We start from the raw sequence: 24,358 nt of genomic DNA on the forward strand, positions 1-24,358 counted from the left end.
AGATACCTGCTTTTTGACGGATGCAAGGTAGATAAAACCTGGCATCTGACAAAAAACTTATGAAGATTTTCAGTCTCTGCGGGCAATTCACAGAGACTGAAAAACGAAAATCAGACTTTTGGAGGTAATAATTTATACATGACCGGCGTAACAATACGAGTCAGAATCAACGAAGAAATCAGACCGCCAATCATTACCAATGCCAATGGAGAATAGAGTGGTGAGTGCTCTAATACCAGGGGTAGCAAACCACCAATAGCTGTGAGCGTAGTTAATACGATGGGAATAAAGCGGGTTTCACCTGCTTCTTCAATAGCTTCATCAATACTTAATCCCTGTTCTTTTCTTAAATAGTTGGTATAATCAACCAACAATATGGAATTTTTGACCTCAATTCCTGCCAAGGCAATGATACCTACAATAGCCGTGAAAGACAATGAGTAGCCAGTAAATAGTAGTATAAGAATCGCCCCAATCATACCTAATGGAATAACCGACAATACAATAATGGTACTCTTGAAAGTCTTGAACTCCAGAATCAGAATAGCCATGATTCCGAAAACAGTAATCAGAATGATAGTACCCAAACCGCCAAAAGTCTCTTGTGAGCGTTCTACCTCGCCTGCCATTTTGATTTCGTAGCCTTTGGGTAATTTCAGACTTGCTAATCTGGCTGTAGCTTCTTTGGTTACATTAGGCGTAAGATAGCCGCTTTGTATAAAAGAAGATACAATGGTATAACGATCGCGGTCGTAGTGATTAATTCTATTCGGCGAGGTTTCAAAATTAAGATTTGCCACCTGTTTCAGAGGTATCAGATTACCCATTTGGTTGGCAATGAACATTTTCGAGAAAGCGTCCATCCCTGCGTGTTCGCCACGAGGAAGACTGATATTAATATCTATTTCGTCTTCGTCATTCTGTTTATATGTACCCATATTTACTCCAGCGATACCCATTCTTACGGTTCGGTCAATATCTACTGTCGGGATACCCAACATTCCAGCCTTGTCTTTGTTGATATTTACTCTTAAATCAACGTTTTGTGCCGATAGTGGGTTTGTTACATACATCGTACCAGGTGTTTCTTTAAACAGTTTCTCTACCCGAAACGAAATCGCACGCAATGAATCAAGGTTTTCGCCAAATATCCTTACAGCTAAAGGCGCTTCTACCGGAGGGCCTTGTTCAAATTGAATTACTCTGATTTTAGCACCTGCATACAAATCAAACTTCTTACGTAATTCATCAATAAATTCTTCTCTTTCAGGTACTTCGACCTCATCCTGTAATTGTACGAAAATCTGTGCGAAGTTAGATTGTGTACCGCCTACAGGCAATACATTATAATAAATACGAGGATTTGATTTACCTACATTAGAAACATAGTTCTTAACAAGTTCATGTTTACTCAGTTCTTTTTCAACAAAAACAGCTGCTTTATTGGTCTCAGCCAGATTAGTACCTAATGGTGTATTAATATTAATTAAGAACTGAGGTTTTTCTGAACGAGGGAATACACTTGTTCCCACAACCGGAATCAAAGCCAGACTCCCTAAGAAAATAGCGAAAGCTACCAGGAGACTGATAATAGGATGTTTTAAGGCCAAGTGCAATACCTTACGATACGAACCTTCAATACCGCGTTTCATTAATCTCAAAACTATGTTTTCGCCATGCTCTTCTCTAGGCATTAATTGACTGGCTAAGAAAGGCACAATAGTCAATGAAACGAATAGAGACGCGATAATTGTCGTGATAACGGCCATTGGTAAACTTCGGATAAAATCTCCGGCTGCTTCTGGTAAGAAAGCAAGCGGCAAAAAGGCGAAAATTAAAGTAGCTGTACAACCTAAAACCGCTAAGCCGATTTGTTTGGTTGCTTCAATGGCAGCATCTCTGCGAGACATACCTGTGCGGAGGAATCTGGCAATGTTTTCAACCACTACAATAGAGTCATCAACCAAAAGCCCCAGAGCAATTACCAGACCTACCACGCTTAACTGGTTAATTCCAAAACCTGCTAAATCGAGCATAGTTAATCCCATTGCCAGGGATAGTGGGATAGAAATCATTACGATGATAGCAGCTCTGAACCCTAGTGGAATAAGCGTAATTAATACCAATAGGATGGCTATACCAAAGTCACGAGCCAGACCTAATAAACGAGTGGAAACACTCTTAACCTGATCAAAGCTTTGCTCGAATTTAATATTTGGTGGGAGACTGTTCTTAAAATCATCTATAATCGGGCGGATTTGCTCTCCTGTTTTGAAGATATTACTACCTGCTTTCATAGTAGCCGTGACAAAAACCGCTCGTTTACCATTCAATCTACCAATGTAGCTTTCTTCCTCATAATTCATCTTCACGTCGGCAATATCTTTCAGATAAGTAACAGTAGTGCCGGAGCTACTAACAATCGTATTTTTGATTTCGTCGACACTAGCATAACTTCCCGATGTTTTTACACTGAACTTACGGCTCCCGATTTCAATGTTGCCCGCCGGAATATTGGCATTTTCAGACTGAATGGCTCCTAAAACTCTATTAAGCGGAATACGAAGCTGTGCCATTTTATCTAGATTAATAGAAACACTAACTTGTTGTTTCGGGAATGCCCAGGTCTCGGCTGTCTTGATAGATTTTACTTTTAATAGATTATCCTTTAAGGTTTTAGCTTCTTTTTCTAAGTCTTTGTAAGGAGTTGTCTCAGACATCAGAGCGCATTGAACGATGTTTACACCTTCTGGCGTATATCTGAAAATATCCAGACTATAAAGGTCTGTTGGTAAAGAGCCGCGGATAGCGTTGATTTCTCTTACTACCTCATTATATTTTTCTTCAGTATCTGCAGTATGCTGAAATTCAATGACTACACTGGCTACTCCTTCATCAGAAGTGGAAGTAAACTTTTTAATATCGCTGATACCAGAGATTCTGTCTTCGATAGGGTCAACTATTAGTTTTTCCATATCAGCAGGAGATGTACCCGGATATACCACGACAATATTGTTGAAAGTAGCCTTTAAGTCCGGGTCTTCGGCTTTGGGCATATTCAACAGAGAGTTGATACCAACGGCTAATACCATTATAAATATAATGATAGTAAACTGGTAGTTTTTAACGGAAAATTCTGCAAGACGCATGGTAATGATGAATTAAGTGTAATGATTTTGCCGCTCTGACGAATGCTTGTCGGCGGCTTATATCTACAATTGACACATTTCTACTAATCGGCTTTAAGAATTAAAGCCAGTCAACATAGCATGAATTGTTCTGAGAGGTAAAGCTTATTATTTGATTACCTTTACCTTACTTTTATCACTCAGGAAATTAGCTCCTTTGCTAACAATCTGTGTTCCTTCTGCCAATCCGGAAGTAATAGCTACATCATTTCCGAATATGGCTCCGATGCCAATAGGATTTTTGCTGACTGATTGATTGTCAGGATTTAACGTATAAACAAAAGCCTTATCCTTATCCGCTTCGACTAATGCTTCTATAGGAATAACCAATGAAAGTGGGCCTTTGCCGGAAGAAATTTCGGCTTTAGCTACGAAACCTGAAATCAGTTTTTTACCATTCGATTGAATCTGTAATTCGGCTTCAAAAGTACCGGTCGCTGGATTAACCGTTTGGGCTATTTGCGTAATTCGGGCATGAAAAGGCTCATTTGGATAGGCATCCAGGTACACACTGGCTGCATCACCTAATTTAGCTTTTACAACGTCTTTGTCAGCCAAACCTACATTGACGATATACGCAGATTCGCCAGTACCTAAGATAAATACAGGAGAAAATGGGGTAATTAGTTCACCTTGCTCTGAAATCTTGCGGAGTATTCGGCCACTGGCAGGGGCATATATTTTAGATAGTTTCTGATTGAACTCTGCTACCTGTACGTTTTGTTTGGCTACGTCATAACCTGTAGTGGCATCCTGCACATTGGTAAGCGTGGTAGCTTCATCGGCATAGAGTTTTTTCACTCTTTCCAAATCTCTCTCCGATTTTTCTAAGCCTAATTTCGCCTGTTTTACCTGTGCGTCAATTTCAGATAAGTCTAATTCGGCTAATAGCTGTCCCTCTTTCACAAACTGGCCTTCGTTCACATATACTTTCTGAATCATTCCTCCCGTTTTGAAAGCGAGTTTCATCTCTGATTTGGATGATAATACACCACTGGCAACGATAGGCTCGTTTAATGCTTTTTTACCAACCGCTTGTACTTCAACTGGTATAATTTCTTCCGTCGACATGGCTGTTTCCTGTTTCGTTTCTTTCTTCTTACCACAACTCATCACCAGGAAAAATAGGGATGCGTAAATGAGCGGAAATAATTTCGTTTTCATATATAAATCTGTTTATTTCTGATTAAGTCCTAATTGTTCTACTTTTTTCAACCAATTCTCGCGGTAGTTCTCTTTTGAAAGTCTCAAAGGTCCGATGGTCGTGGTGCGCACAGGTTTGATTCCACAAAACTCTAAGGTCATTTGTTTCATGGCATGGTAGGTGGGTCTGCCATAACGAAACCAATAGAACCAGGCTGGTTGGTCGAGGGTACTAATGATATGGCCTGTTTTGCCTACCAAAAGTTTATCCCACCAAAGCGAGTTTTCACGTTTTTTAAAGGCAAAACCGGGAAGAAAGACTCTGTCAAGAAAACCTTTTAATAAGGCCGGAACAGAACCCCACCAAACGGGATAAAAAAATACCAGATGATCAGCCCATTTTATTTTCTCGATAGATTCCACCAGATCAGGCTCTAATTCTGTACGCTTCCTATAGCCAAAATGAAGGTTTGGGTCGAAATCCAGTTCATTAATAATAATTTCCTGAATATCTGCTCCTGATTGTGCTAGTCCTTTTTTGTAGGCATCAAATAGCGCAAAGTTGAAGCTTTCGCTGTCAGGATGCCCTTGTATGAGTAATACCTTTTTCATGCTTGTAGTGAGGTTATGAGTGCATTTAAACTTAATAACAGACAAAGCGGCGAGTAAAATCGGGTATCTAATTGGGCAAACTTCGTATTTTTGATTTTCTTGAAAAATCCTACATACCGGAACTCACCAATAGCCCTGATCAGAAAAATAAAGGCAATAATCCTGAGTGCATAAGCGTCTATCCACAAGGGTAGGTTTAATTCTATCAATCTCACCTTATCAATATGCAGTAGTGCCATAAAGAGTAAACCAAGAGCCACCACTAGGGTTTCGAATATTCGGGGTTTCAAAGCTAATTTTCCATCTGTACTGGCAGGTAGAACGGCATCACCACCCCATTTACCACCCAGAAGCCAATAGAAATGAATAGCAGAAATAAGACCTAAGATACTCGTATTAAAGATTGCGTAAAACATATTCGGGTATGTTTAGGTATGAATAAGGGATTATCTTACTGCGGCAACTTTATCTAAGGTGGCTTTTTTCAGCAAAATGTCGTACTTGGCCAAAGACTCCTGCAATTGGGCAGTTATCACTTCATTCTGAGCTCTCAGGTACTCTACGAGAATGGCTTGACCATTACGGTAGCGGCTATCAACCACTTTGAAATATTTTTCGGCTTTTACTGTACCGTCTTTAGCGGATGGCAATGTTTTTTGTGCAGCTTCTAATTCAAAATAGGCTTGAGAAACCTGTAATTGAATCTGTTTCTGCACTTCTTCCAGCTTGGTTTCCAGAATACTCTTCTGAATTTTTGCCTGTTGTATTTTTGATTTCTTTTCATGTCCATGAAAAACATCCCATGTTAAACCTAACTGACCAATGATATAAGCCTGATTTTTAAAAGTATAGCCATTGCCCTGAAACCCTGTGGTTCCTCCCACGAAGACCTGTGGCCTGAGCGAGTTCATTTCCTGTAACTTAATGGCCGAAGCACTGGCCTGAATATTCGCTTTTAGCTGACTAATCTCCTGACGGTTATTAATAGACTGCTGGCGAACATCAGTTACATTTACTTTTGTATTGGCATCAAGGAAGACAGTATCAGCGATTATTTCAGTCATAAAATCACGATTCATTAAGAAATTGAGATAGGCTTGTGCAGTGTAACGATTCTTGTCCATTACAGCTACTTGCTGGTCAAGCTTGCTGACTTCATACTCAGCAGAGTAAATCACATCTTTGGTAGCAACGTTATTATTGACTAATTTTTCATTCAGTTTTACGAAATCGCTTAACACTATACGAGAGGCTGAAAATATCTTTTCCACTTCTAAAGTTTGCAGGTATTGCAAGTAAGCAATGGTGATATTATAACGCACTTCGTTTTCAATAATTCGCTTTTTAGCCTCTTGGGCTGTCAGTAAATCACGCTGAATAAGCAGATTATAGCGAATGTCAGTATTGTAGATAGGATACTGAAAACTGAATTTGGTGTCGTGGAAATTATTAGGGGCTAATAACTCATTTACGTTCTCCACCTGTGGGAAATTGCTCGTATTAGTCAGCTTATTCAAGGTAGAATAAACCGGATTCAGTAAGTCACCTACCGGAAATGATAAGCGACGGCCACCTGCTGCAACTGTATAAGTAGGTGCAAAGGTAATTTTCGGTGAAAAATTTGCTTTTGCCTGTTTGATGCTTTCCTGAGCTTTTTCTATTTCTAAGCTCTCCTGTTGAAGTGCCAGGTTATTTTTCAATCCCTCCTGAATGTATGATTCGAGAACAGGCGAAGAAACCTGAGAAAAAGCGATGACAGGGGTGAGTGCTAAGAGTAAAATTAGGTTTTTCATATTTCACTGAAGCTTTTTCAATTAATGAACAGTGTTAAGTAAAAGTGCCAAATAAACCCGTCTTTTAGAAGACGGGTGGAAATAATTATATTCTTACGCCTGTAACCACCATATTGGAAGTACATTTGGCTACAATTTTATGGTCGGCAGTATAGATTCCACATTCAATATGGATTACAGTCTTGCCCGCTCTGATAATTTTTGATTTTACCAACAAGGTATCTCCCGCCTTGGCAGGGGCTAGGTAATCAATACTTAGATTGACGGTAGTATAAAAACTCTCTCTCCCCAACATATAAACAGTCATTCCCATCACATCGTCCATCATGGATGCGGCTGCACCACCGTGAAGAATATTAACCGGATTCGTCATTTCTTCTCTTACCACAAACTCTACCGTAATCGAACCCTCTTCTACTGCTATTAGCTTACCATTCAACCATCTGCCCAGGTGAGAGGGACTTATATCTGCGGCATGTTTGCCAATATTGGCTTTAAAAAATTCTGCAATCTGATTCATGCTTTTTCGTTTTGATGAATTTTCTTAGATTAGTTTTATAGCTGTATATTAAATTCTTCCCTGAATTAATTCTACAAATCGCTCATAGGCGTGCTCTAAACGAGGGATTCGTTCTCCCTCTCGGAACATCGTTGTGCGTTTTCTTAAATGAATCGTTACTAAACCGTGTACATTTGCCCAGATCATCATCGAAGTGCCCTCTACATCATCAATTTTAAAGTATCCGGCATCTATACACTCACGGACAATCTGACGGAGCATATCAAAGGCTACATGTCCATCTTCCCATATTTCCTCCCGACATTCAATCGTTTCTATAGGTGATGACATCAGGAACATCAACTCATATAACTCAGGGTTTTCGAAACCATATTGCATATAATACCGCCCCATGGTTGTTAGTCTTTCAAAAGGGTCTTTGATATTTAATACGCGCTGAAACTGTTCTATGAGTTTTTGAAAAGACTCCTGATGTAAATCAAATAATAACTCGCTTTTATCTTTATAATACAAGTAAATAGTTCCGGGGCTATACTCTATCTCATCAGCGATATTACGAATGCTTGTTTTTTCAAACCCTTGTTCAATGAAGAGCTTGCGGGCGGCATTCATGATGAGTCGCTTCATTTCGGCCTTTTCTCTTTCTTTTCTTTCGGTAATACCCATCTATGCTAAACTTGGTTAATTAACATTGCAAATAAAATGAACGGTGTTCAGTAAAACAAATGATTTGAGATTTTTTTGCTGAAAAATACATGAACGGTAAGATTTACAGGGGTTAGAGGAATGGGGAATAAAAAAGCCCACATATATGGGCTTTGATTTAATTATATTTCAATCACATTAAAGCTATAATCAAGCGGATCCATCGTCTCTAATAGCTTTTTGATGAAAAGATTATCGTTCAAATAGAAATTCAGGAAATTTTCTTTTCTTTCCTGCAAACCTCCTCCCGGGAATAATTTCTCTTTCAAAGCTAATAACTGGTTGACTGAGCCTTCCTGATTGCGTTCTTCGGCTCTTTTGATGCGTTTTTCGAGATGTTCTAAAGAGTTAATGCTTTTAGCTTTTACTGCTTCTACCGGGCCTTTCATGGTGGCTTCTATAATCAGGGCTTTTTTAAGGATACGCTCAAAAATATCGTTGATTTCATCAATCTCGAAAGCAAGGCTCAATGATTTTCTTGAATTCTTTTCTACGAAGCTTTTGCGTAAGGTTACTTCATCAGCAAAGAGTTCTTCGGTAGTAACCCCCAGTTTATCTATCTTCTTTCTGCTGGCATCGTTGACAACTAAAGCAAAATTACGCGGCATCAGCAAAGGGAATTGCTCCTGATAATGGTCAAATACACCTTTCAGTTGTAGCCAGTAAGGCACTTCTGATGGCCCACCGATATAAGCCAAATTAGGCAGAATCGTTTCCTGATACAAAGGTCTTAAAACCACATTCGGGCTGAATCTTTCAGGATTACTATCTACCAATTGTAGGATTTCGGTTTCTGAAAAGGTTGTGTCTGTGTGTAGAACTTTATATTCGCCATCTCCTTTGATGATTCTTTCTCTCAAACCGTCTTCCAGATAGAAGAAGTTAATTTCTCTTGGGGTGATTTGGGTATGGTAGCCTGATGTATGAAGTTTTTCAGAAGTTTCGGTAACGAGTTTGCTAGCGGTGTTGTGTAGAATGTCGTCTTTGATAATCGGGCTGAAAACAGATTTCAGGGCTGCGTCGTCGGCATCTAAACAAATCAAGCCCTCGCTCTCAAACAAATGACTCATATAACATCGTACCGCATTAGCCAAAGTACCATGATTTAAATACGCATTCTGGAAAAAATCTACTCTTTCGGGTATCTGGTCACAAATCGCTCTTAATTCTGCCGGATTCATACGCCCTACTGCTCCTTTCTGCGTTGTTTCCCATTTATAGTTTTTGCCGAATAGGTTAAAAACAGAAATCTCCTCAAAATCATGATCTTCACTTGCCATCCAATAAACCGGCAAGAAATTATATTCCGGAAACTCAGCTTTTAGTTTTTTGGCCAGATTGATAATGGTTACAATTTTGTAAATCACATAGAGCGGCCCGGTAAAAATATTCAACTGATGCCCTGTGGTTACTGTAAAGGTTTTATCATCTAATAGAGGAGAGAAATCTGGTTTGGAGTCAAGCGTTGCATATTGTCTTTCTAAAGCATCGACCAATATCTGGCGCTTTTTCTGGGTAAATACTCTTGATTGAATAGCTTTTCGGAATCCTTCTATATCAGGAAATTGGTTATAAAAAGTAGCTAGCGTTTCGTTTTTTGTGATATAATCTAAAAACAATTTTGGGAAAGCTCCAACGGCTTTCAACTCTAAGGTTTGCGAGGGCATATGTAAGGCGCGATTTCTTTATTTTCCAATAACACGAAAAAGAATAGACAGGTTTCAAATATACTAAATCGAAAGGATATTATTTAAGGGAATAAATTTTATCATACCTATAGCATTACTTAAAATAAGTAACGAAATTAAAGTCTGATTCTGAGAACTTATATGATTTTTTTATGAAAATACTCCTATTACTCTTCTTATCGTGTTATTGCGTTGCACAAGTTAAATCAGTTGATGTTTGTGTTTATGGTGGAACATCAGCTGGGGTAATTGCTGCGTATACAGCTAAAATGTATGGTAAAACTGTAATACTCATAGAGCCAACCAAAAGATTAGGTGGATTAACCTCCGGTGGACTTGGGCAAACAGACATAGGAAATAAATACGCCATTACTGGCATAGCCAGAGATTTTTATAGAAGAATTGGCAAACATTACGGTCGTTTTGAGCAATGGACCTTTGAGCCATCTGTAGCTGAAAAGACCTTTCAGCAATATATTAAAGAAGCTAATGTAGAGATACTATATCAGCATCATTTAAAGCAGGCTGAAAAACGTGGAACTAAGATTGAGAAAATTCTGGTAGAAAACGGTAAATCAAATCAATGGATTCAGGCAAAGGTTTTTATTGATGCCACTTATGAAGGAGACCTGATGGCAAAAGCAGGAGTAAGTTATACGATAGGTAGAGAAGCTAAGTATGTTTATAATGAAAAGTGGAATGGCATACAACTACTAGATAAACACCAGTTTCCCGATGGTATTGACCCCTATAAAAAACCAGGCGATCCGGCAAGTGGATTGCTTTGGGGCATAAGTAATGAAAAACTGGCAGAAACAGGGTCAGGAGATAAGAAAGTACAAACCTATAATTTCAGACTATGCCTGACAGATAGTCTTGAAAACCAGATTCCTATTACAAAGCCACTTAATTATGATGCCTCGAAATATGAATTGTTATTGCGCTATATTGAAAAGAAACAACCTAAAGAACTGAACTGGGCGCTGATGCATATTCAGCCAATGCCTTACCGGAAAACAGATATTAATAATTCAGGGCCTTTTTCGACGGATATGATTGGGGAGAATTACGATTATCCTGAAGCGGACTATACAACCCGCCAGAAGATTCAGCAAAAACATGAAGATTATATCAAGGGATTTCTGTATTTCTTAGGCAATGATACACGAGTGCCGGAGCATCTGAGAAAGGAAATGAAGAAATGGGGTTATCCGAAAGATGAGTATATGGAAAATAATCATTTCAGTCCGCAGATGTATGTGAGAGAGGCCCGAAGGATGATTGGGGAGTATGTGATGACTGAGCATCATTGTGAAGGCAGGCAAACGGTAGGAGATGGTATTGGCATGGCTGCTTATACGATGGACTCTCATAATTGCCAACGGATAGTGGTAAATGGGATGGTAAAGAATGAGGGAGATGTGCAACAGGGTTTAGGAGGATTGCCACCTTATCCGATTTCGTACTGGTCTATTCTACCCAAGAGGACTGAATGCACGAATCTTTTGGTTCCGATTTGTTTGTCTGCTACACATATTGCCTATGGGTCAATCCGGATGGAGCCTGTTTTTATGGTATTAGGTCAATCGGCTGCGGTGGCTGCCAGTATGGCGATTGATTCGAATAGAATTTTGCATGAGATTGAAGTAAAAAAGCTGCAACTTGAATTAGATATGAATCCATTAGCCAATAAAAATCAGGCGGAAATATTAATTGATAATGATTATTATCAGGTAAAACAAAACGGCAACTGGACTGTTGCACCCAGGGGCTATGGACGATATGGCAAAAACTATCTGATAGATGAATCGAAGGGAGCCGAAGAAAAATCTGTTATTTATAATCCTGGAATTCGAGTTGCAAAGAAGTATAAGATTTATGTCTATCTCCCCCGTTTTGAACAGTTATCGAACCAAATCAATGTTAATATCGTGACTGATTCAGGCAAAAAGAGCGTAGTGTTAAAACCACAAAATACAGAAAGTGATTGGTTATATGTAGGAGAGTTTTTCTTTGAAAGAGGATTTGGGAATACACTTGAAATCACCAATCAGGGGGCAGATGGAGCTGTAATTGCAGATGCGGTTTTGTTTATGCCGGAGAATGAGTAGATGATAAATTGCCATAATGTACACAAAATGCACGATGTTGCACAGTTGTGAAACTTTGTGTAACATCGTGTACATAGTGGCAAAACTATAATGAAGTTCTATTCATACATCCCCTCAATCAAATCCTTATACTTATTCATAATTACCTTTCTCTTGGGCTTCAGCGTTGGAGTTATTTCACCATTTTCAATCGTCCATGGGTTGGCCAATAATTCAATTTTCTTTACTTGCTCATAAGGAGCAAATTCTTTATTGAAGCGATTGACTTCGTCCATGATTAGTTTGTGTACATCATGATTCTTTACGACTTCAGCATCAGTAGTATACGGAATATTTTGTGCTTTGCACCATGCTTTCAAGGCAACAAACTCTGGGATAATCAAAGCCCCTGGGAACTTCTGTCCCTCGCCTACTACCATTATTTGCTCTACGTAAATAGATTCCTTAATTTTGTTTTCCAATACCTGTGGCGCTACGTATTTACCACCTGATGTTTTGAAGATTTCTTTTTTGCGGTCGGTTATTTTCAGAAATTTACCTTCTACTAGTGTACCAATATCTCCTGTATGCAGCCAGCCATCGGCATCAATGGCTTCTTTGGTTAGTTCAGGCAAATTATAGTAGCCTACCATTACGTTCGGGCCTTTGTAAAGAATTTCGCCGTCCTCAGCTATTTTTATCGTTCCGCCATCAATCACAGGGCCTACTGTACCGATTCTTAAATCCAAAGGTTTTACGCGATTGGTTGCAATTACCGGAGAGGCTTCTGTCATACCATATCCTTCTGAAACCGGAATACCAGCCGCCCAGAAAACTCTTGCTAAACGTGGCTGCAAAGCTGCTGCGCCTGAGCATATCATTCTGATATTTCCGCCAAGGGCTTCCTGCCATTTGCTGAAAACCAGTTTCTGCGCCAATTTTAATTGCTGATTATACCACCAGCCACCACTGACATTCGGGTCATATTGCAAGCCAAGGTCTAATGCCCATAGGAAGATACGACGTTTAAATCCTTCTAAGCCATATCCGGTAGCTACGATTTTGTCATATACTTTTTCAAGAAGGCGAGGAACTGTGGTAAATATTTGTGGTTTTACGTCTTTCAGGTCTTCGGCAATAGTAGCCATATTCTGAGCATAATAGATAGATACACCTAAACGCATATATAGATACAATACCATACGCTCATATACGTGATTCAGAGGTAGGAAACTCAATGCACGACAGTCTGCATCAATAGGGAAATAATCTTTGCACCCTTCAAAATCACTGATGATATTCTGATGGGTGAGCATTACTCCTTTAGGCTTGCCGGTAGTGCCTGAAGTATAAATCAAAGTCAATAAATCATCGGTTTTGATAGACTTTTTAATAATGTCTACTTTTGATTTATTTTCTTCACTGTCTATATCTGTTATATCTTTCCAATGGTTGGCTCCTTTAATTTTATCAAAGGTATAAATAGCCTTAACTGATGGAGCTACCTTTATGGCTTCTTCTGCTTTTTCTAACAAATCCTCATCCCCAACAAAAACATAACTGATGTCGGCATCCTGAAAGATATATTTATAATCTTCAACCGTAATATTCGGGTATAGTGGCACACTCACAGCACCCACTTGCTGAACTCCAAAGTCAACAATATTCCATTCGGGGCGACTTTCGGAGATTATGGCAATTTTATCTCCCTTTTTCACGCCAAGTTTTAAAAAGCCATAGCTAAGCTGATTGATGGTATCAATAAACTCACTGGCAGAAACCTTTACCCATTCGCCTTTGATTTTAGAGGCAAAAACGTCGGGTTTATTATACTTGGCAATTGATTCGGGTAGTAAATCGAATATACGGTTGATTGGTTGCGACATAGTTTTAACAGGCGTTTGAATATTGGCAAATGTAAAGAAAATATTCCCCGACAATACAAACATCTAAAAAACCTGATTGTTTTTTTTATTGAATGACCAAAATGGTGAGCATCAAGTGAGGCTCACCATTTATAATCGAAAGAAACTTGCCTATACTATACGGCGTCTACATCAACTACTACATCTACCTCTTTATGCTCTTTTGTCTGGTGAAGCGCATCGATCATTTCTCTCAAAAACACTTTCGCTGCTTTGATATTCAGTTTGTCTTTTTCAAGCTTTATCATAATATCAAACAAGAACTTATTACGGATACGCTCAATCAGCGATTTCTCAGGACCCAATACTCTTGCTTTACCCAATTTTTCCAGGAGTTTTTCGGCTAACCAATGAGCAGCTTTCTCGGCTTTTTCCTGTTCTTCATGTTTGAGCGTAATAGAAATCACTCGCGTAAAAGGCGGATAGAAATAGCTTTCGCGTTCGGATATTTCATGGGTGTAGTAACCAATATAATCGTTTACTACTACTTTTTGCAATAATGCCTGTTGTGTATCATTCGTCTGAATCAATACCAAACCCTTTTTTGCGCGCCGTCCGGCTCGTCCACTTACCTGTGTCAACATCTGGAAAGCCCTTTCTGCAGCCCTGAAATCAGGGAAATGAATCATACGGTCGGCATCAAATATTCCTACCAGGCTGACCTGATCGAAATCAAGTCCTTTGCTAATCATTTGTGTACCCACCAGAATGTCTGTACCGCCCTGTTCAAATTCGCTGATAATGTTCTGATAAGCGTTTTTGGTACGGGTAGTATCTAAATCCATGCGTGTAACACGGGCCGTATCAAACATGGCCTTTAAATCTTCTTCCAGTTTTTCAGTACCAAAACCAATGGTACGCAATTTACCAGAACCACAAACGGGGCAAGCTTTTGGAATTTCTTCCTTATGCCCACAATAGTGGCATCTTAATTCTGTTGAGTGCATGTGATACGTCAAACTCACAGCACACTGCTGACATTCAGAGACCCAGTTACATTCCTGACAGTTTAGGTAAGGCGAATAACCTCGTCTATTCTGGAAAATGATGGTCTGTTCCTTATTAGCCAGGTTCTGTTGAATCTGATTATACAATACGCTGGAAAAATCATTTTTCATGGTTTTGGCCTTGCGCTCTGCCTTTAAGTCTACCAGTGTAATGTCAGGTAATTGGGCTTCACCATAACGCTTATTGATAGTTACTAAGCCATATTTTCCTGTTTGTGCCTGATAATAACTTTCGATGGATGGGGTTGCAGAGCCCAGTAGGATTTTAGCGCCTTGTTTTAAGCCCAACATAATACCTACATCGCGGGCATGGTAGCGAGGGGCGGGGTCAAATTGTTTATAAGAAGTCTCGTGCTCTTCATCAATGATTACCAGACCTAGATTGTCCATTGGTAAAAATATAGCAGAGCGTACGCCTACCACAAACTGGTAGCGGCCTTCTACAATACCTCTCCAGACTTCTACTCTTTCGTTATCAGAGAATTTAGAGTGATATACACCCATTTTATCGCCGAACACCCTTTTAAGCCTGACTACTATCTGGGTTGTTAAGGCGATTTCGGGCAATAGATACAATACCTGTGAGCCTCCATCTAATACTTTCTGAATTAAATCAATATAGATTTCAGTTTTACCGCTACCTGTGATACCATGCAATAGTACGATGTCGCGTTCCGAAAAATTTTGCATGATTTCGTCACTTGCCGCTTGTTGGGCATCTGTCAGAGTAATTTTCAGTGGCTCTTCTGGCACCTCATCACCAAAGCGAGAGACAATTACTTCAAATTGCTCCAGAATACCTTTATCGATTAGTGTAGATAAGGCAGAGTCGGAAGTTTCGCCCTGAGTAAAAATAGATTTATCAACACCCAGGTTATTTCTTTCTCTAAGTTCGTTGACAGGAATATTTTTCAGGTATTCCATAATGATCGTTTGCTGCTTAGGAGATTTGGTCAACGAGTCAATGAGGTTGAATACTTCTTCGCTTCCCTCATATACGCGCTTTAAGCGGAGTTTCTTGGCAATTTTCGGCTTATATTTCTCTTTTACTTCTTCATACATAATGATGGCATGCTTACCAATCAGCGATTTAATCATCGGATTGATATTCGTTGCACCCACAAATTTGATGGCATCATCATAGGTAAGAGAAGTGTGAGTTTTCAGAATCTCCAGAAACTCTATCTCTTTTTCTTCCAGTAATTCGGGATGATCAAAATCAGGATTTAACTGCATTCTTGACTGACTACTTACTTTTAACCCTGAGGGTACGGCTACATTCATCACCTCTCCGATACAACACATATAATATTCAGCAATCCACTCAAAAAGCCATAATTGTGAGGGCGTAACAAGCGGGTCTATATCTAATAACTCAAGGATATATTTAGCCTGGTATTTTTCGGGTGGTTTGGTATGGATTTTCCCCACTAGGGCAGTTACTACTCTGTTTCGGCCAAACTGTACAATCACTCTTGCTCCTATTTTTATATCAGCTGCAAAATGGCGGGGAACGCGGTAAGTAAACATGCGTGGAATGGGCACAGGCAAAATTACATCAGCAAAGTAGGTGGTTTCAGTGGAAAAAGTATCTTCTGTCATCTTCAGATAATGGGATTAAAAATAAAACAAGCACATAATAGTTATTAACGATTATTTGCGTAATCGTTGTTCATGGGCTATCTAAGCTACTAAAAACCTAGATAATTAACAGTAATTGTAGATACTTAATTCAAAACACTGAAGAATTGAACAGGATAGAAGAAGGATAAAAAGTAGATAAGGATTTTGTTCTTACCTACTACAAATATAGAGAAAAAATCTTAAAAAATAGTATCAAAAAGCAAATAAGCATTTAAAGAAATTATGATTACCGCTACTACCCACGACGTATATTTTATCAGGTTTGAGTTCACAAATTCACCCATCTTCAATTTGCTTGAAGTAAAGGCTACCAAAGGCACTACGGCAAAGCTTAGTTGTAGTGACAAAATTACCTGACTCAGTACCAGCAAATCAGAAGTACCTCTTTCGCCGTAGATAATCGCTACAATTAAGGCTGGTATAATGGCAATAAGGCGAGTAATTAATCGGCGTAACCAGGGTTTTAGTTTGATATTCAGAAACCCCTCCATTACTATCTGTCCGGCAAGAGTACCTGTCAACGTCGAGTTTTGTCCCGCAGCCAATAAGGCTACTGCAAAGAATAAACCTGCCAGTTTCACACCCAGAATCGGGTCAAGTAAGTGATAGGCATCGGTGATATCGGCTATGTGCTGATTATCTGAAAAATGGAACGTAGCCGCTGCCATGATCAGTATAGCTGCATTGATAAAGAATGCGATAAACAAAGAAGCTGTAGAATCTATTGTCGCAAATTTAATAGCACTCTTTTTGGCCGCAGATGTATTCTCAATTTTACGGGTTTGCACGATGCTTGAATGCAAATATAAGTTATGTGGCATTACGGTTGCACCTAAAATCCCGATAGCAATATAAAGCATCTCAGGATTCACTACAATTTGTTGATTAGGTATTAATCCTTTAGCTACCCCAAACCAATCAGGATTTGAAACAACCATTTCATAGCCAAAACATAGCAAAATAATCAGAATTAATCCTCCAACAATTACTTCAATGATACGAAAACCTTTGTTCTGTAAGAATAGAATGAAGATTACATCTATGGCTGTAATGACGATCCCATAAGTTAATGGAATTCCAAAAAGCAGATTTAAGGCTACTGCTGCGCCAATTACTTCGGCCAAATCACAGGCGGCGATGGCTATTTCTGCCAGAATCCATAAAACAAACGAAACCGGTCTTGAATAAGCATCCCGGCAAGCCTGCGCTAAATCTCTGCCTGTAGCAATACCTAATTTTAAGGAAAGATGTTGCAAAAGCATGGCAAAGAGATTAGATATTAAAATAACGGAGAGAAGCGTATAACCAAACTTGGCACCTCCGGCAATATCTGTTGCCCAGTTACCTGGATCCATATAGCCCACAGCTACCATCAGGCCCGGCCCGATGAATGCAGAGAATTTTTTCCAGAAACCGCCTGATTCCGGTACATCTATAGTTCTATGTACTTCTGATAGCGATACATTACTTGATGATTTCTTCCATCCTTTATTTTTTTCAATGGATACAGTCTTATTCATAGAGGTCATATTACACTAAATCTATAACTCATGCAATATTAAAAACAAAAATATATAAATCAAAACTATTTTTTAGGTTTGTCTAAAAATTTGATTAATTGGTTAGAAAACTTACTTTTGTGGGGTATTATCATCAAGCTAAAGGCTATGACTTCATTTACCGAAGAAAATTATCTGAAAATTATATACATGCTTACTGAGCAGAACGGGGGGAATGAAGTAAGCACCAACGAACTGGCCGAGATTACACAGACCAAAGCTGCTTCGGTATCAGATATGCTACGCAAATTGGCGGAGAAAAATTTGATTAATTACCGTAAATATCAGGGAGTTACCCTAACCAAAGAGGGCCAACAAATTGCCTTGAGTGTGATTCGTAAACATCGCTTATGGGAGGTATTTCTGGTAGATAAATTAGGTTTCGGCTGGGATGAAATTCATGACATAGCCGAACAATTGGAGCATATAGATTCGAAAGAGTTAACTGAGAAGTTAGATAAGTTTTTGGGTAGTCCTCAATTTGACCCTCATGGCGACCCAATTCCTGATTCGAAAGGTAAAATGCCCTCGATGGCCTCTTGCAAACTTTCAGAAGTGCCGATTGACCAGACAGTGGTGATGGTAGGTGTATTGGTACATTCGCCAGCATTTTTGCAGCATTTAGATAAAAATCATATTACTTTAGGTTCTACTATCAAGATTCAGGAAGTGAGTGAGTTTGATAAATCATTTACAGTTTTACTGAATAATAATCAATCAGTTTTTGTGAGTAATGAAGTTGCTAAAAATCTGTTGGTGAAGTAAGCCTTGTTAAAGTTTTATAAAATCACTCAGGAATAGGTATGATTTCATAATTTTGGGCGTTAAAAAGAATATTTCGCAGGCAAGAGAATAGATTCTATTCTCTTTGTTGTTTACAAATAAGCCAACCATGAAAGGTTTGGCAGACATTAATGAATCCTTCATGAATATATTAGATAAATACTTAATCAAGCGATTCCTGACAACCTATGTATTTGCGGTAGTGGTAATTGTACTGATTATTATGGTGATTGATTTTGTAGAAAAAAACGATGATTTCATTCAGAAAGAAGCACCGATGCGTGCCATCCTCTTACAATATTACGCCAACCTTGCACCTTATTGGGCTAATTATATCAGCCCCTTAATGATTTTTATCTCTACTGTATTCTTTACGGCTCAGATGGCTGCCCATACCGAAATTGTGGCGATTCTGAGTAGTGGGGTTAGTTTCAGACGATTGATGCTCCCGTATTTCATTGGAGCTTCTATTATTGCTATTTTTTCTTTTGTGATGGTAGGCTGGATTCTTCCACGCGCTAATACAGAGCGTTTGGCTTTTGAAAATGTCTATGTAAATGATAAATTCTATTTCTCCACCAGGGATTTCCATATAGCTGTAGCACCGAATACCTATGCCTATATGTCGAGCTATAATAATGAGGCAAAAACGGGTTATGATTTTACTTTAGAGAAAATAATTAATAATAAACTGGTAGAAAAGCTTTCAGCCAAGCGTATTACCTGGGATGATAGTACCAAGAAATGGAAGATACACGATTATAAAATCCGGACGCTTGGTATTATGAAAGATAAGATGGTATATGGTACAGCCCCTAAAGACACGGCAGTGAATCTATCGCCTAACGATTTTGAAAACGAGCACCAGATACAGGAGTCTTACACAATTCCTGAGCTTCAGGAGAAAATCAGCCTGATAAAGAGTCGGGGTGCTGAAGGAATAGAATCATTTGAGATAGAATTATATCAACGTTTTGCTACGCCTTTTGCTGTAATTATCTTATCTATTATAGGTTTGATAGTATCTGCCCGCAAAGCCAGGGGTGGGGTTGGCTTTCAGATTGCTATTGGGTTCGTGCTAGCGTTTGTGTATATCCTCTTTTATATCATGTCAAAAGGGATTGCTGAGTCGGGTAATATGCCGCCTATTCTGGCTGTCTGGCTACCAAATATTGTCTTCGGTGTGATTGGAACAGTTATGTATTTTACAGTTCCTAGATAGAATCAGCAAAAACTTATTGTCGCAAAATGATTTTTGCCGTATCACGGGCTTTAATAGCCCAGAGCTCGTGCATTTTGCCTGAGAAATGCAGTTGGTCGCTGGCAATATAAGAGGCATCAGTATGTTCACGTGTGACGGTGGTAATATCTAAAAAAGGAACGCCTACTTTTCTGCATTCATCTTTAGCTACGGCATTAAAGTCATCAATTTCTTTGGCTATTTTCTTGGTATCGCGGGAAACTGCAAAAGGCGTGACACCATAATCAGGAATTGACAGAACAAATACTTTTTTATAATCACCATGTGCAAATCTGGCGCTAATTTGTAACAATTCTCTGAATTCGATTCTGTATTTTTCAATACTTTGCCTCCGATACTGATTGTTTACACCTATCAGTAAAGATACCATATCGTATTGATTCGTGTTTTTGCTGTCGGCAATGGCTTGTGTTAATTCTTCCGTTGTCCAGCCTGTGCGCGCAATAATATCGTGTTTGGTAATGGTAAAATCACTTTTCAATAAATCAATCAGATACATACTCCAACGATCTTTTTCTACAACACTTTCGCCAATAGTATAGGAGTCTCCCAGAGCTAAGAAAGTTCTGTCCGGCCCTGTTCCGATGGGATTTGGAATAGAGACTATTTCGGTGGTATCTGTCATAGCACATGATAAAAATAAAGCTATAGATAAGATGAAAGCGATGATTTTTGACATATAAGCATTAATCAGTTTTTGAAAGACAAATTATTAACCTACAATTATATTTATAAATATATACGGGAATATAGGGATAGAAGTCCTATTTTTGCAAAATTTTTATTAAAACCTAAATTTCCGTTTCAGCGGCTGATTTAATATGAAAGTTGTTTTAGCATATAGTGGAGGATTAGATACCTCGTTTTGTGTAAAATATCTGACCGAAGAATTGGGTCATGAAATACACTCAGTATTGGTTGATACGGGTGGTTTTACAGAAGAAGAAATCAAGGATATTGAAACAAAGGCTTATGAATTAGGCGTGAAACATCATCATACAGCTCGTATGGTAGATGAATATTATCAGAAATGTATACGTTATCTGGTATATGGCAATATCCTGAAAAATAATACTTATCCACTTTCTGTAAGTGCTGAACGTATGTTTCAGGCGGTAGCTGTGGCTGATTATGCCAAACAAATTGGAGCAGAAGCCGTAGCACACGGAAGTACAGGTGCCGGAAACGATCAGGTACGTTTTGATATGGTATTCAGAATTGTATTACCGAATGCGCAAATCATTACACCTATCCGTGACCTACGTTTATCTCGCGAAGCTGAAATCGAATTCTTGAAATCAAAAGGCGTAGTACGTGAATGGCATAAAGCGGCGTACTCTATCAATAAAGGTTTGTGGGGGACATCGGTAGGTGGTAGAGAAACTTTAACTTCAGACGGTTTCTTACCGGAAAGTGCCTTCCCGACACAGGTAACGAAGAAAAAAGGTAGTGAAGTAACACTACAATTTGTAAAAGGTGAATTGAAAGGGGTAAATGGTCGTCGTTTCAAAAATCCGGTAGATGCTATTCGCCGTTTGTCTGAATTAGCTTCTCCGTATGGTATCGGTCGTGATATTCACGTGGGTGATACAATCATTGGTATCAAAGGTCGTGTAGGTTTCGAAGCTGCTGCTCCGTTGATTATTATTAAGGCCCACCATTTATTGGAGAAACATGTATTGACCAAATGGCAACAATACTGGAAACAGAATTTAGCTGAGTGGTATGGTATGTTGTTGCACGAAGGACAATTCCTAGAGCCATTGATGCGTAATATTGAGACATTCTTGGCAAGTACACAAGAAAACGTAACTGGAGAAGTGCGTGTACAACTAACGCCTTATCATTTCCAATTATTAGGTATCAAGTCTGATTACGATATGATGTCGCCGGTATTTGGTAGCTATGGTGAAATGAATAATGCCTGGAGTGGTGATGATGTAAGAGGTTTCTCGAAAATCATGTCAAATCAGGTAATGATTCATGAGAAAATAGCTGAATTGGCTGGGAAGAAGTAATTCTTAGCTATAAATTGTAAAACCCCATAAATTGTCGAGTTTATGGGGTTTTTGTTTTATTCATCTTTTCTTAATCCAAGGGACAGCGAATAAAACGGTCCGCCGTCGAGTTCGCCGCCTAAGATAACAAAGGTTAGTATTTTATTGACCGACTTAAGTCGGTATATTAGTGAAATAATTAAAAAGGCCCTTTCGCATTAATCTTAGCAGCCTGTTTAGTAGCTCCCGGCATTTCTCCTCTAATATCTTTCTCTGTTAAAGGCTTACCCGTTTCTCTATGATACCAGTCAGGTGTCAGTTTTGTTGGACTTGTATCTCCTGTTTCTGTCTGCCAGCGCTCCAAAGTGCTCTTAAGCTGATAAATCGTTGATTTATATTTAGGGTTATTTATCTGATTGTTAGTTTGAGCTGCATCGCTTCTCATATCATAAAACTCGGCTGTTGGTCTGGGATTTATGAATACTTCTTTTTGTAGTGGAGTTAGTTTTTCTTTATTCTCTTTCAAAGCTAATGCTGATGGGCTTTGGTTTGCATCAATCGGGCCGCCATTATCTAATCCAGGGCGATTATTAATTAAATAGAGAAAGTCTTTAGTGCGTACAGCTCGTTCGTAGGCTTCGTAATCATGCCAGTTGTGTTCAGCAAAAATGTATTTTCTAAAATCAGCTTTTGGTGTTTTTAATAAATTGGTAAAGCTTTGCCCTTGAATAGTATTGGCTGGTTTTACACCTGCTAAATGCAATAGAGTTGGGGCGATATCTATGGTACTAACCAGTGCATCTGTTTGTTGCTGGCTTTTGATGCCATTTTTCCATTTGATGATAAAAGGTGTTTTGATACCTCTATCATAAAGCAGAGTTTTATTACCGGAGAAAGGACGGGCATTATCAGCCGTAAAAATGATGATAGTATTATCTGCAATGCCTTGTCTTTCTAATTCTTTCCACAATTCACCGATATAATAGTCCAATCTCCCAATTTCATTGTAGTAAGAAGATAGGTCGTGTCGGGTATCTTTGGTATCAATCAGGGTATTAGGAACACGAACTTCTTTATCTGGATTATGAGTGATTTTAAAATTATCTGCCGACCACTCTCTATGGGCATCGAAAGGAGATAGCCAGAAAAAGAAAGGTTTACCTTTAGGTCTTGCCTGCAGGATATTAATCCATTGGTCTTCACCACCTAAGCCATTCAGTTTTTCTCCTGCCAGCAATGTATCATAAGCACGTTTGGTGTTTTTACCCTCGTGCCATTTACCCATTAATGCTGTATAATAGCCTGCTTTTCGCAATTGTTCGGGAAAATAGGTCAGATGCGCTGGAAGTTCGGTATGCAATTCGGCTGCTCCCGTATTATGCGGGTATCTGCCTGTAAGAATACTCGTTCGGCTTGGGCTGCATGAACTGGAAGTGACAAACATATTGTTGAACAATAAGCCATCTTTGGCTAGTTTATCAATATTAGGTGTTTTCACTAAGGGATTACCATAACAACCAATATCATCATAACTGATGTCATCACCGATAATGAAAATAATATTGGGTACAGTAGCTTTAGGTCTGTTCAACCAGGCAGATAAGCTTATGCCTGTCAATAACAGTAAAGCTATACCTAAATACTTTTTCATTGTTTTAGATGATTACAGGTGATATTTTTTAGTAGTTATAATATCTACTACGGCTTTGCAATTGTCAAAATTGGCTTCGTACATTTCAAATTCGTTGGTCAATACGGCGCTTGCCATACTTACGTCAGGTTTCCGATATTCCATCTGGCTATTTACAATGCCTTTGCCTGTCATGTGCAACGCATGAACGCCTGCTTCTAATAGTTGTGCAGCATTCCGGGCGGTCACACCTCCACCTGCCATAATTTCAATACGGTTGTCTGCTTTTTCGGCCAACGTTTTTAATAAGTCTATTCCGTCGGTGACTGTGTTTTTCTGCCCTGATGTTAATATTCTTTCACAACCCAATTCAATAATGGTTTCAAGGGCTTGAAATGGTTCAGCACATACATCAAATGCTCTATGGAAAGTAACTTTCATTGGGTGGGCCAAGTCTACCAGTTCCTTTGTTCGGGGTATATCAACACTTCCGTCTGGATTTAAAAGCCCGAATACAACACCATCAGCCCCTAATCCTTTAGCAGTTTGAATGTCTTCTTTCATTACATCAAATTCAGTATCTGAGTAGCAGAAATCACCCCCACGCGGGCGAATCATCACGTATAATTTGATTGTGAGATTCTGGCGTGCAAGTTTAATTAAGCCTGCTGAGGGGCTTGTACCACCTTCAAACATTCCGCCACATAATTCAACACGATAAGCGCCTGCCTTTTGGGCTGTCAGACAGGATTCTAAGGAAAAGCAACAAATTTCTAACATTCTGTTTCTATGGTTCTTTTATGCAAAGAAACA

Annotated in this window: 18 protein-coding genes; 4 read left to right on the top strand and 14 right to left on the bottom strand. The window is 39.0% G+C overall.

Features of this window, described 5'->3' with window-relative positions:
* Positions 1-110: 110 nt before the first annotated feature.
* The 8 genes from D0T08_RS13900 to bshC form a co-directional block, all read right to left on the bottom strand.
* A complete protein-coding gene (locus D0T08_RS13900; protein WP_116983257.1) occupies positions 111-3,149 on the bottom strand; it encodes an efflux RND transporter permease subunit in 3,039 nt (1,012 codons plus the stop codon).
* A 147-nt stretch (positions 3,150-3,296) separates the two neighbouring features.
* Positions 3,297-4,352 (bottom strand): efflux RND transporter periplasmic adaptor subunit, encoded by a 1,056-nt coding sequence (locus tag D0T08_RS13905; protein ID WP_116983258.1) that lies wholly within the window; start codon positions 4,350-4,352, stop codon positions 3,297-3,299.
* 12 nt (positions 4,353-4,364) lie between these two features.
* Positions 4,365-4,943: an NAD(P)H-dependent oxidoreductase gene (locus tag D0T08_RS13910; protein WP_116983259.1), complete on the bottom strand. Its 579-nt coding sequence runs from the start codon at positions 4,941-4,943 to the stop codon at positions 4,365-4,367.
* Positions 4,940-5,359 (bottom strand): DUF3995 domain-containing protein, encoded by a 420-nt coding sequence (locus D0T08_RS13915; RefSeq protein WP_116983260.1) that lies wholly within the window; start codon positions 5,357-5,359, stop codon positions 4,940-4,942. The genes D0T08_RS13910 and D0T08_RS13915 overlap by 4 nt, the downstream gene beginning before the upstream one ends.
* Before the next feature lie 30 nt (positions 5,360-5,389).
* Positions 5,390-6,736 carry a TolC family protein gene (locus D0T08_RS13920; protein ID WP_116983261.1) on the bottom strand — a complete coding sequence of 449 codons (1,347 nt, stop codon included), beginning with the start codon at positions 6,734-6,736 and terminating at the stop codon, positions 5,390-5,392.
* Between the two features lie 85 nt (positions 6,737-6,821).
* Entirely contained in the window at positions 6,822-7,256 is a 435-nt protein-coding gene (locus D0T08_RS13925; protein WP_116983262.1) for a PaaI family thioesterase, read from the bottom strand.
* 48 nt (positions 7,257-7,304) lie between these two features.
* Positions 7,305-7,922: a TetR/AcrR family transcriptional regulator gene (locus D0T08_RS13930; protein WP_116983263.1), complete on the bottom strand. Its 618-nt coding sequence runs from the start codon at positions 7,920-7,922 to the stop codon at positions 7,305-7,307.
* Between the two features lie 161 nt (positions 7,923-8,083).
* Positions 8,084-9,628 (bottom strand): bacillithiol biosynthesis cysteine-adding enzyme BshC, encoded by a 1,545-nt coding sequence (gene bshC, locus D0T08_RS13935; protein WP_116983264.1) that lies wholly within the window; start codon positions 9,626-9,628, stop codon positions 8,084-8,086.
* Between the two features lie 173 nt (positions 9,629-9,801).
* On the opposite strand from bshC, the gene D0T08_RS13940 reads away from it, so the two are divergent.
* The gene (locus D0T08_RS13940) at positions 9,802-11,760 is read left to right on the top strand and encodes an FAD-dependent oxidoreductase (RefSeq protein WP_116983265.1); all 1,959 of its coding nucleotides are present in this window, start codon (positions 9,802-9,804) and stop codon (positions 11,758-11,760) included.
* A gap of 98 nt (positions 11,761-11,858) precedes the next feature.
* Here D0T08_RS13940 and D0T08_RS13945 read toward each other — a convergent pair whose 3' ends face one another.
* The 3 genes from D0T08_RS13945 to D0T08_RS13955 form a co-directional block, all read right to left on the bottom strand.
* The gene (locus D0T08_RS13945; protein ID WP_310586260.1) at positions 11,859-13,688 is read right to left on the bottom strand and encodes an AMP-dependent synthetase/ligase; all 1,830 of its coding nucleotides are present in this window, start codon (positions 13,686-13,688) and stop codon (positions 11,859-11,861) included.
* 92 nt (positions 13,689-13,780) lie between these two features.
* Positions 13,781-16,273 carry a primosomal protein N' gene (gene priA / locus D0T08_RS13950; RefSeq protein ID WP_116983266.1) on the bottom strand — a complete coding sequence of 831 codons (2,493 nt, stop codon included), beginning with the start codon at positions 16,271-16,273 and terminating at the stop codon, positions 13,781-13,783.
* A gap of 221 nt (positions 16,274-16,494) precedes the next feature.
* Positions 16,495-17,835 (bottom strand): Nramp family divalent metal transporter, encoded by a 1,341-nt coding sequence (locus tag D0T08_RS13955; RefSeq protein ID WP_116983398.1) that lies wholly within the window; start codon positions 17,833-17,835, stop codon positions 16,495-16,497.
* 147 nt (positions 17,836-17,982) lie between these two features.
* Here D0T08_RS13955 and D0T08_RS13960 point away from each other — a divergent pair, with 147 nt between their 5' ends.
* Both D0T08_RS13960 and D0T08_RS13965 read left to right on the top strand, forming a co-directional pair.
* Positions 17,983-18,639, top strand: a complete 657-nt coding sequence (locus tag D0T08_RS13960) for a metal-dependent transcriptional regulator (RefSeq protein WP_116983267.1) — start codon at positions 17,983-17,985, stop codon at positions 18,637-18,639.
* 160 nt (positions 18,640-18,799) lie between these two features.
* Positions 18,800-19,879, top strand: coding sequence for an LptF/LptG family permease (locus D0T08_RS13965; protein WP_116983399.1), 1,080 nt, complete (start codon positions 18,800-18,802; stop codon positions 19,877-19,879).
* A gap of 13 nt (positions 19,880-19,892) precedes the next feature.
* Here the strand turns inward: D0T08_RS13965 and D0T08_RS13970 are convergent, their stop codons facing one another.
* Positions 19,893-20,597 (bottom strand): SGNH/GDSL hydrolase family protein, encoded by a 705-nt coding sequence (locus D0T08_RS13970; protein WP_116983268.1) that lies wholly within the window; start codon positions 20,595-20,597, stop codon positions 19,893-19,895.
* A gap of 142 nt (positions 20,598-20,739) precedes the next feature.
* Between D0T08_RS13970 and D0T08_RS13975 the strand changes: the two genes are divergently transcribed.
* Positions 20,740-21,936: an argininosuccinate synthase gene (locus D0T08_RS13975; RefSeq protein WP_116983269.1), complete on the top strand. Its 1,197-nt coding sequence runs from the start codon at positions 20,740-20,742 to the stop codon at positions 21,934-21,936.
* A 178-nt stretch (positions 21,937-22,114) separates the two neighbouring features.
* On the opposite strand, the gene D0T08_RS13980 is transcribed toward D0T08_RS13975, so the two are convergent.
* Both D0T08_RS13980 and D0T08_RS13985 read right to left on the bottom strand, forming a co-directional pair.
* The gene (locus D0T08_RS13980) at positions 22,115-23,566 is read right to left on the bottom strand and encodes a sulfatase (protein ID WP_116983270.1); all 1,452 of its coding nucleotides are present in this window, start codon (positions 23,564-23,566) and stop codon (positions 22,115-22,117) included.
* 12 nt (positions 23,567-23,578) lie between these two features.
* Positions 23,579-24,325, bottom strand: a complete 747-nt coding sequence (locus D0T08_RS13985; protein ID WP_116983271.1) for a copper homeostasis protein CutC — start codon at positions 24,323-24,325, stop codon at positions 23,579-23,581.
* Positions 24,326-24,358: the final 33 nt, after the last annotated feature.

Origin of the sequence: Emticicia sp. C21, from assembly GCF_003418935.1 — a bacterium.
Lineage (GTDB): Bacteria > Bacteroidota > Bacteroidia > Cytophagales > Spirosomataceae > Emticicia.

Coding starts and splice junctions, on each gene's coding strand:
- D0T08_RS13900 (WP_116983257.1), bottom strand. CDS start 3,149: ATGCGTCTTGCAGAATTTTCCGTTAAAAACTACCAGTTTACTATCATT.
- D0T08_RS13905 (WP_116983258.1), bottom strand. CDS start 4,352: ATGAAAACGAAATTATTTCCGCTCATTTACGCATCCCTATTTTTCCTG.
- D0T08_RS13910 (WP_116983259.1), bottom strand. CDS start 4,943: ATGAAAAAGGTATTACTCATACAAGGGCATCCTGACAGCGAAAGCTTC.
- D0T08_RS13915 (WP_116983260.1), bottom strand. CDS start 5,359: ATGTTTTACGCAATCTTTAATACGAGTATCTTAGGTCTTATTTCTGCT.
- D0T08_RS13920 (WP_116983261.1), bottom strand. CDS start 6,736: ATGAAAAACCTAATTTTACTCTTAGCACTCACCCCTGTCATCGCTTTT.
- D0T08_RS13925 (WP_116983262.1), bottom strand. CDS start 7,256: ATGAATCAGATTGCAGAATTTTTTAAAGCCAATATTGGCAAACATGCC.
- D0T08_RS13930 (WP_116983263.1), bottom strand. CDS start 7,922: ATGGGTATTACCGAAAGAAAAGAAAGAGAAAAGGCCGAAATGAAGCGA.
- bshC (WP_116983264.1), bottom strand. CDS start 9,628: ATGCCCTCGCAAACCTTAGAGTTGAAAGCCGTTGGAGCTTTCCCAAAA.
- D0T08_RS13940 (WP_116983265.1), top strand. CDS start 9,802: ATGAAAATACTCCTATTACTCTTCTTATCGTGTTATTGCGTTGCACAA.
- D0T08_RS13945 (WP_310586260.1), bottom strand. CDS start 13,688: ATGTTTGTATTGTCGGGGAATATTTTCTTTACATTTGCCAATATTCAA.
- priA (WP_116983266.1), bottom strand. CDS start 16,273: ATGACAGAAGATACTTTTTCCACTGAAACCACCTACTTTGCTGATGTA.
- D0T08_RS13955 (WP_116983398.1), bottom strand. CDS start 17,835: ATGAATAAGACTGTATCCATTGAAAAAAATAAAGGATGGAAGAAATCA.
- D0T08_RS13960 (WP_116983267.1), top strand. CDS start 17,983: ATGACTTCATTTACCGAAGAAAATTATCTGAAAATTATATACATGCTT.
- D0T08_RS13965 (WP_116983399.1), top strand. CDS start 18,800: ATGAATATATTAGATAAATACTTAATCAAGCGATTCCTGACAACCTAT.
- D0T08_RS13970 (WP_116983268.1), bottom strand. CDS start 20,597: ATGTCAAAAATCATCGCTTTCATCTTATCTATAGCTTTATTTTTATCA.
- D0T08_RS13975 (WP_116983269.1), top strand. CDS start 20,740: ATGAAAGTTGTTTTAGCATATAGTGGAGGATTAGATACCTCGTTTTGT.
- D0T08_RS13980 (WP_116983270.1), bottom strand. CDS start 23,566: ATGAAAAAGTATTTAGGTATAGCTTTACTGTTATTGACAGGCATAAGC.
- D0T08_RS13985 (WP_116983271.1), bottom strand. CDS start 24,325: ATGTTAGAAATTTGTTGCTTTTCCTTAGAATCCTGTCTGACAGCCCAA.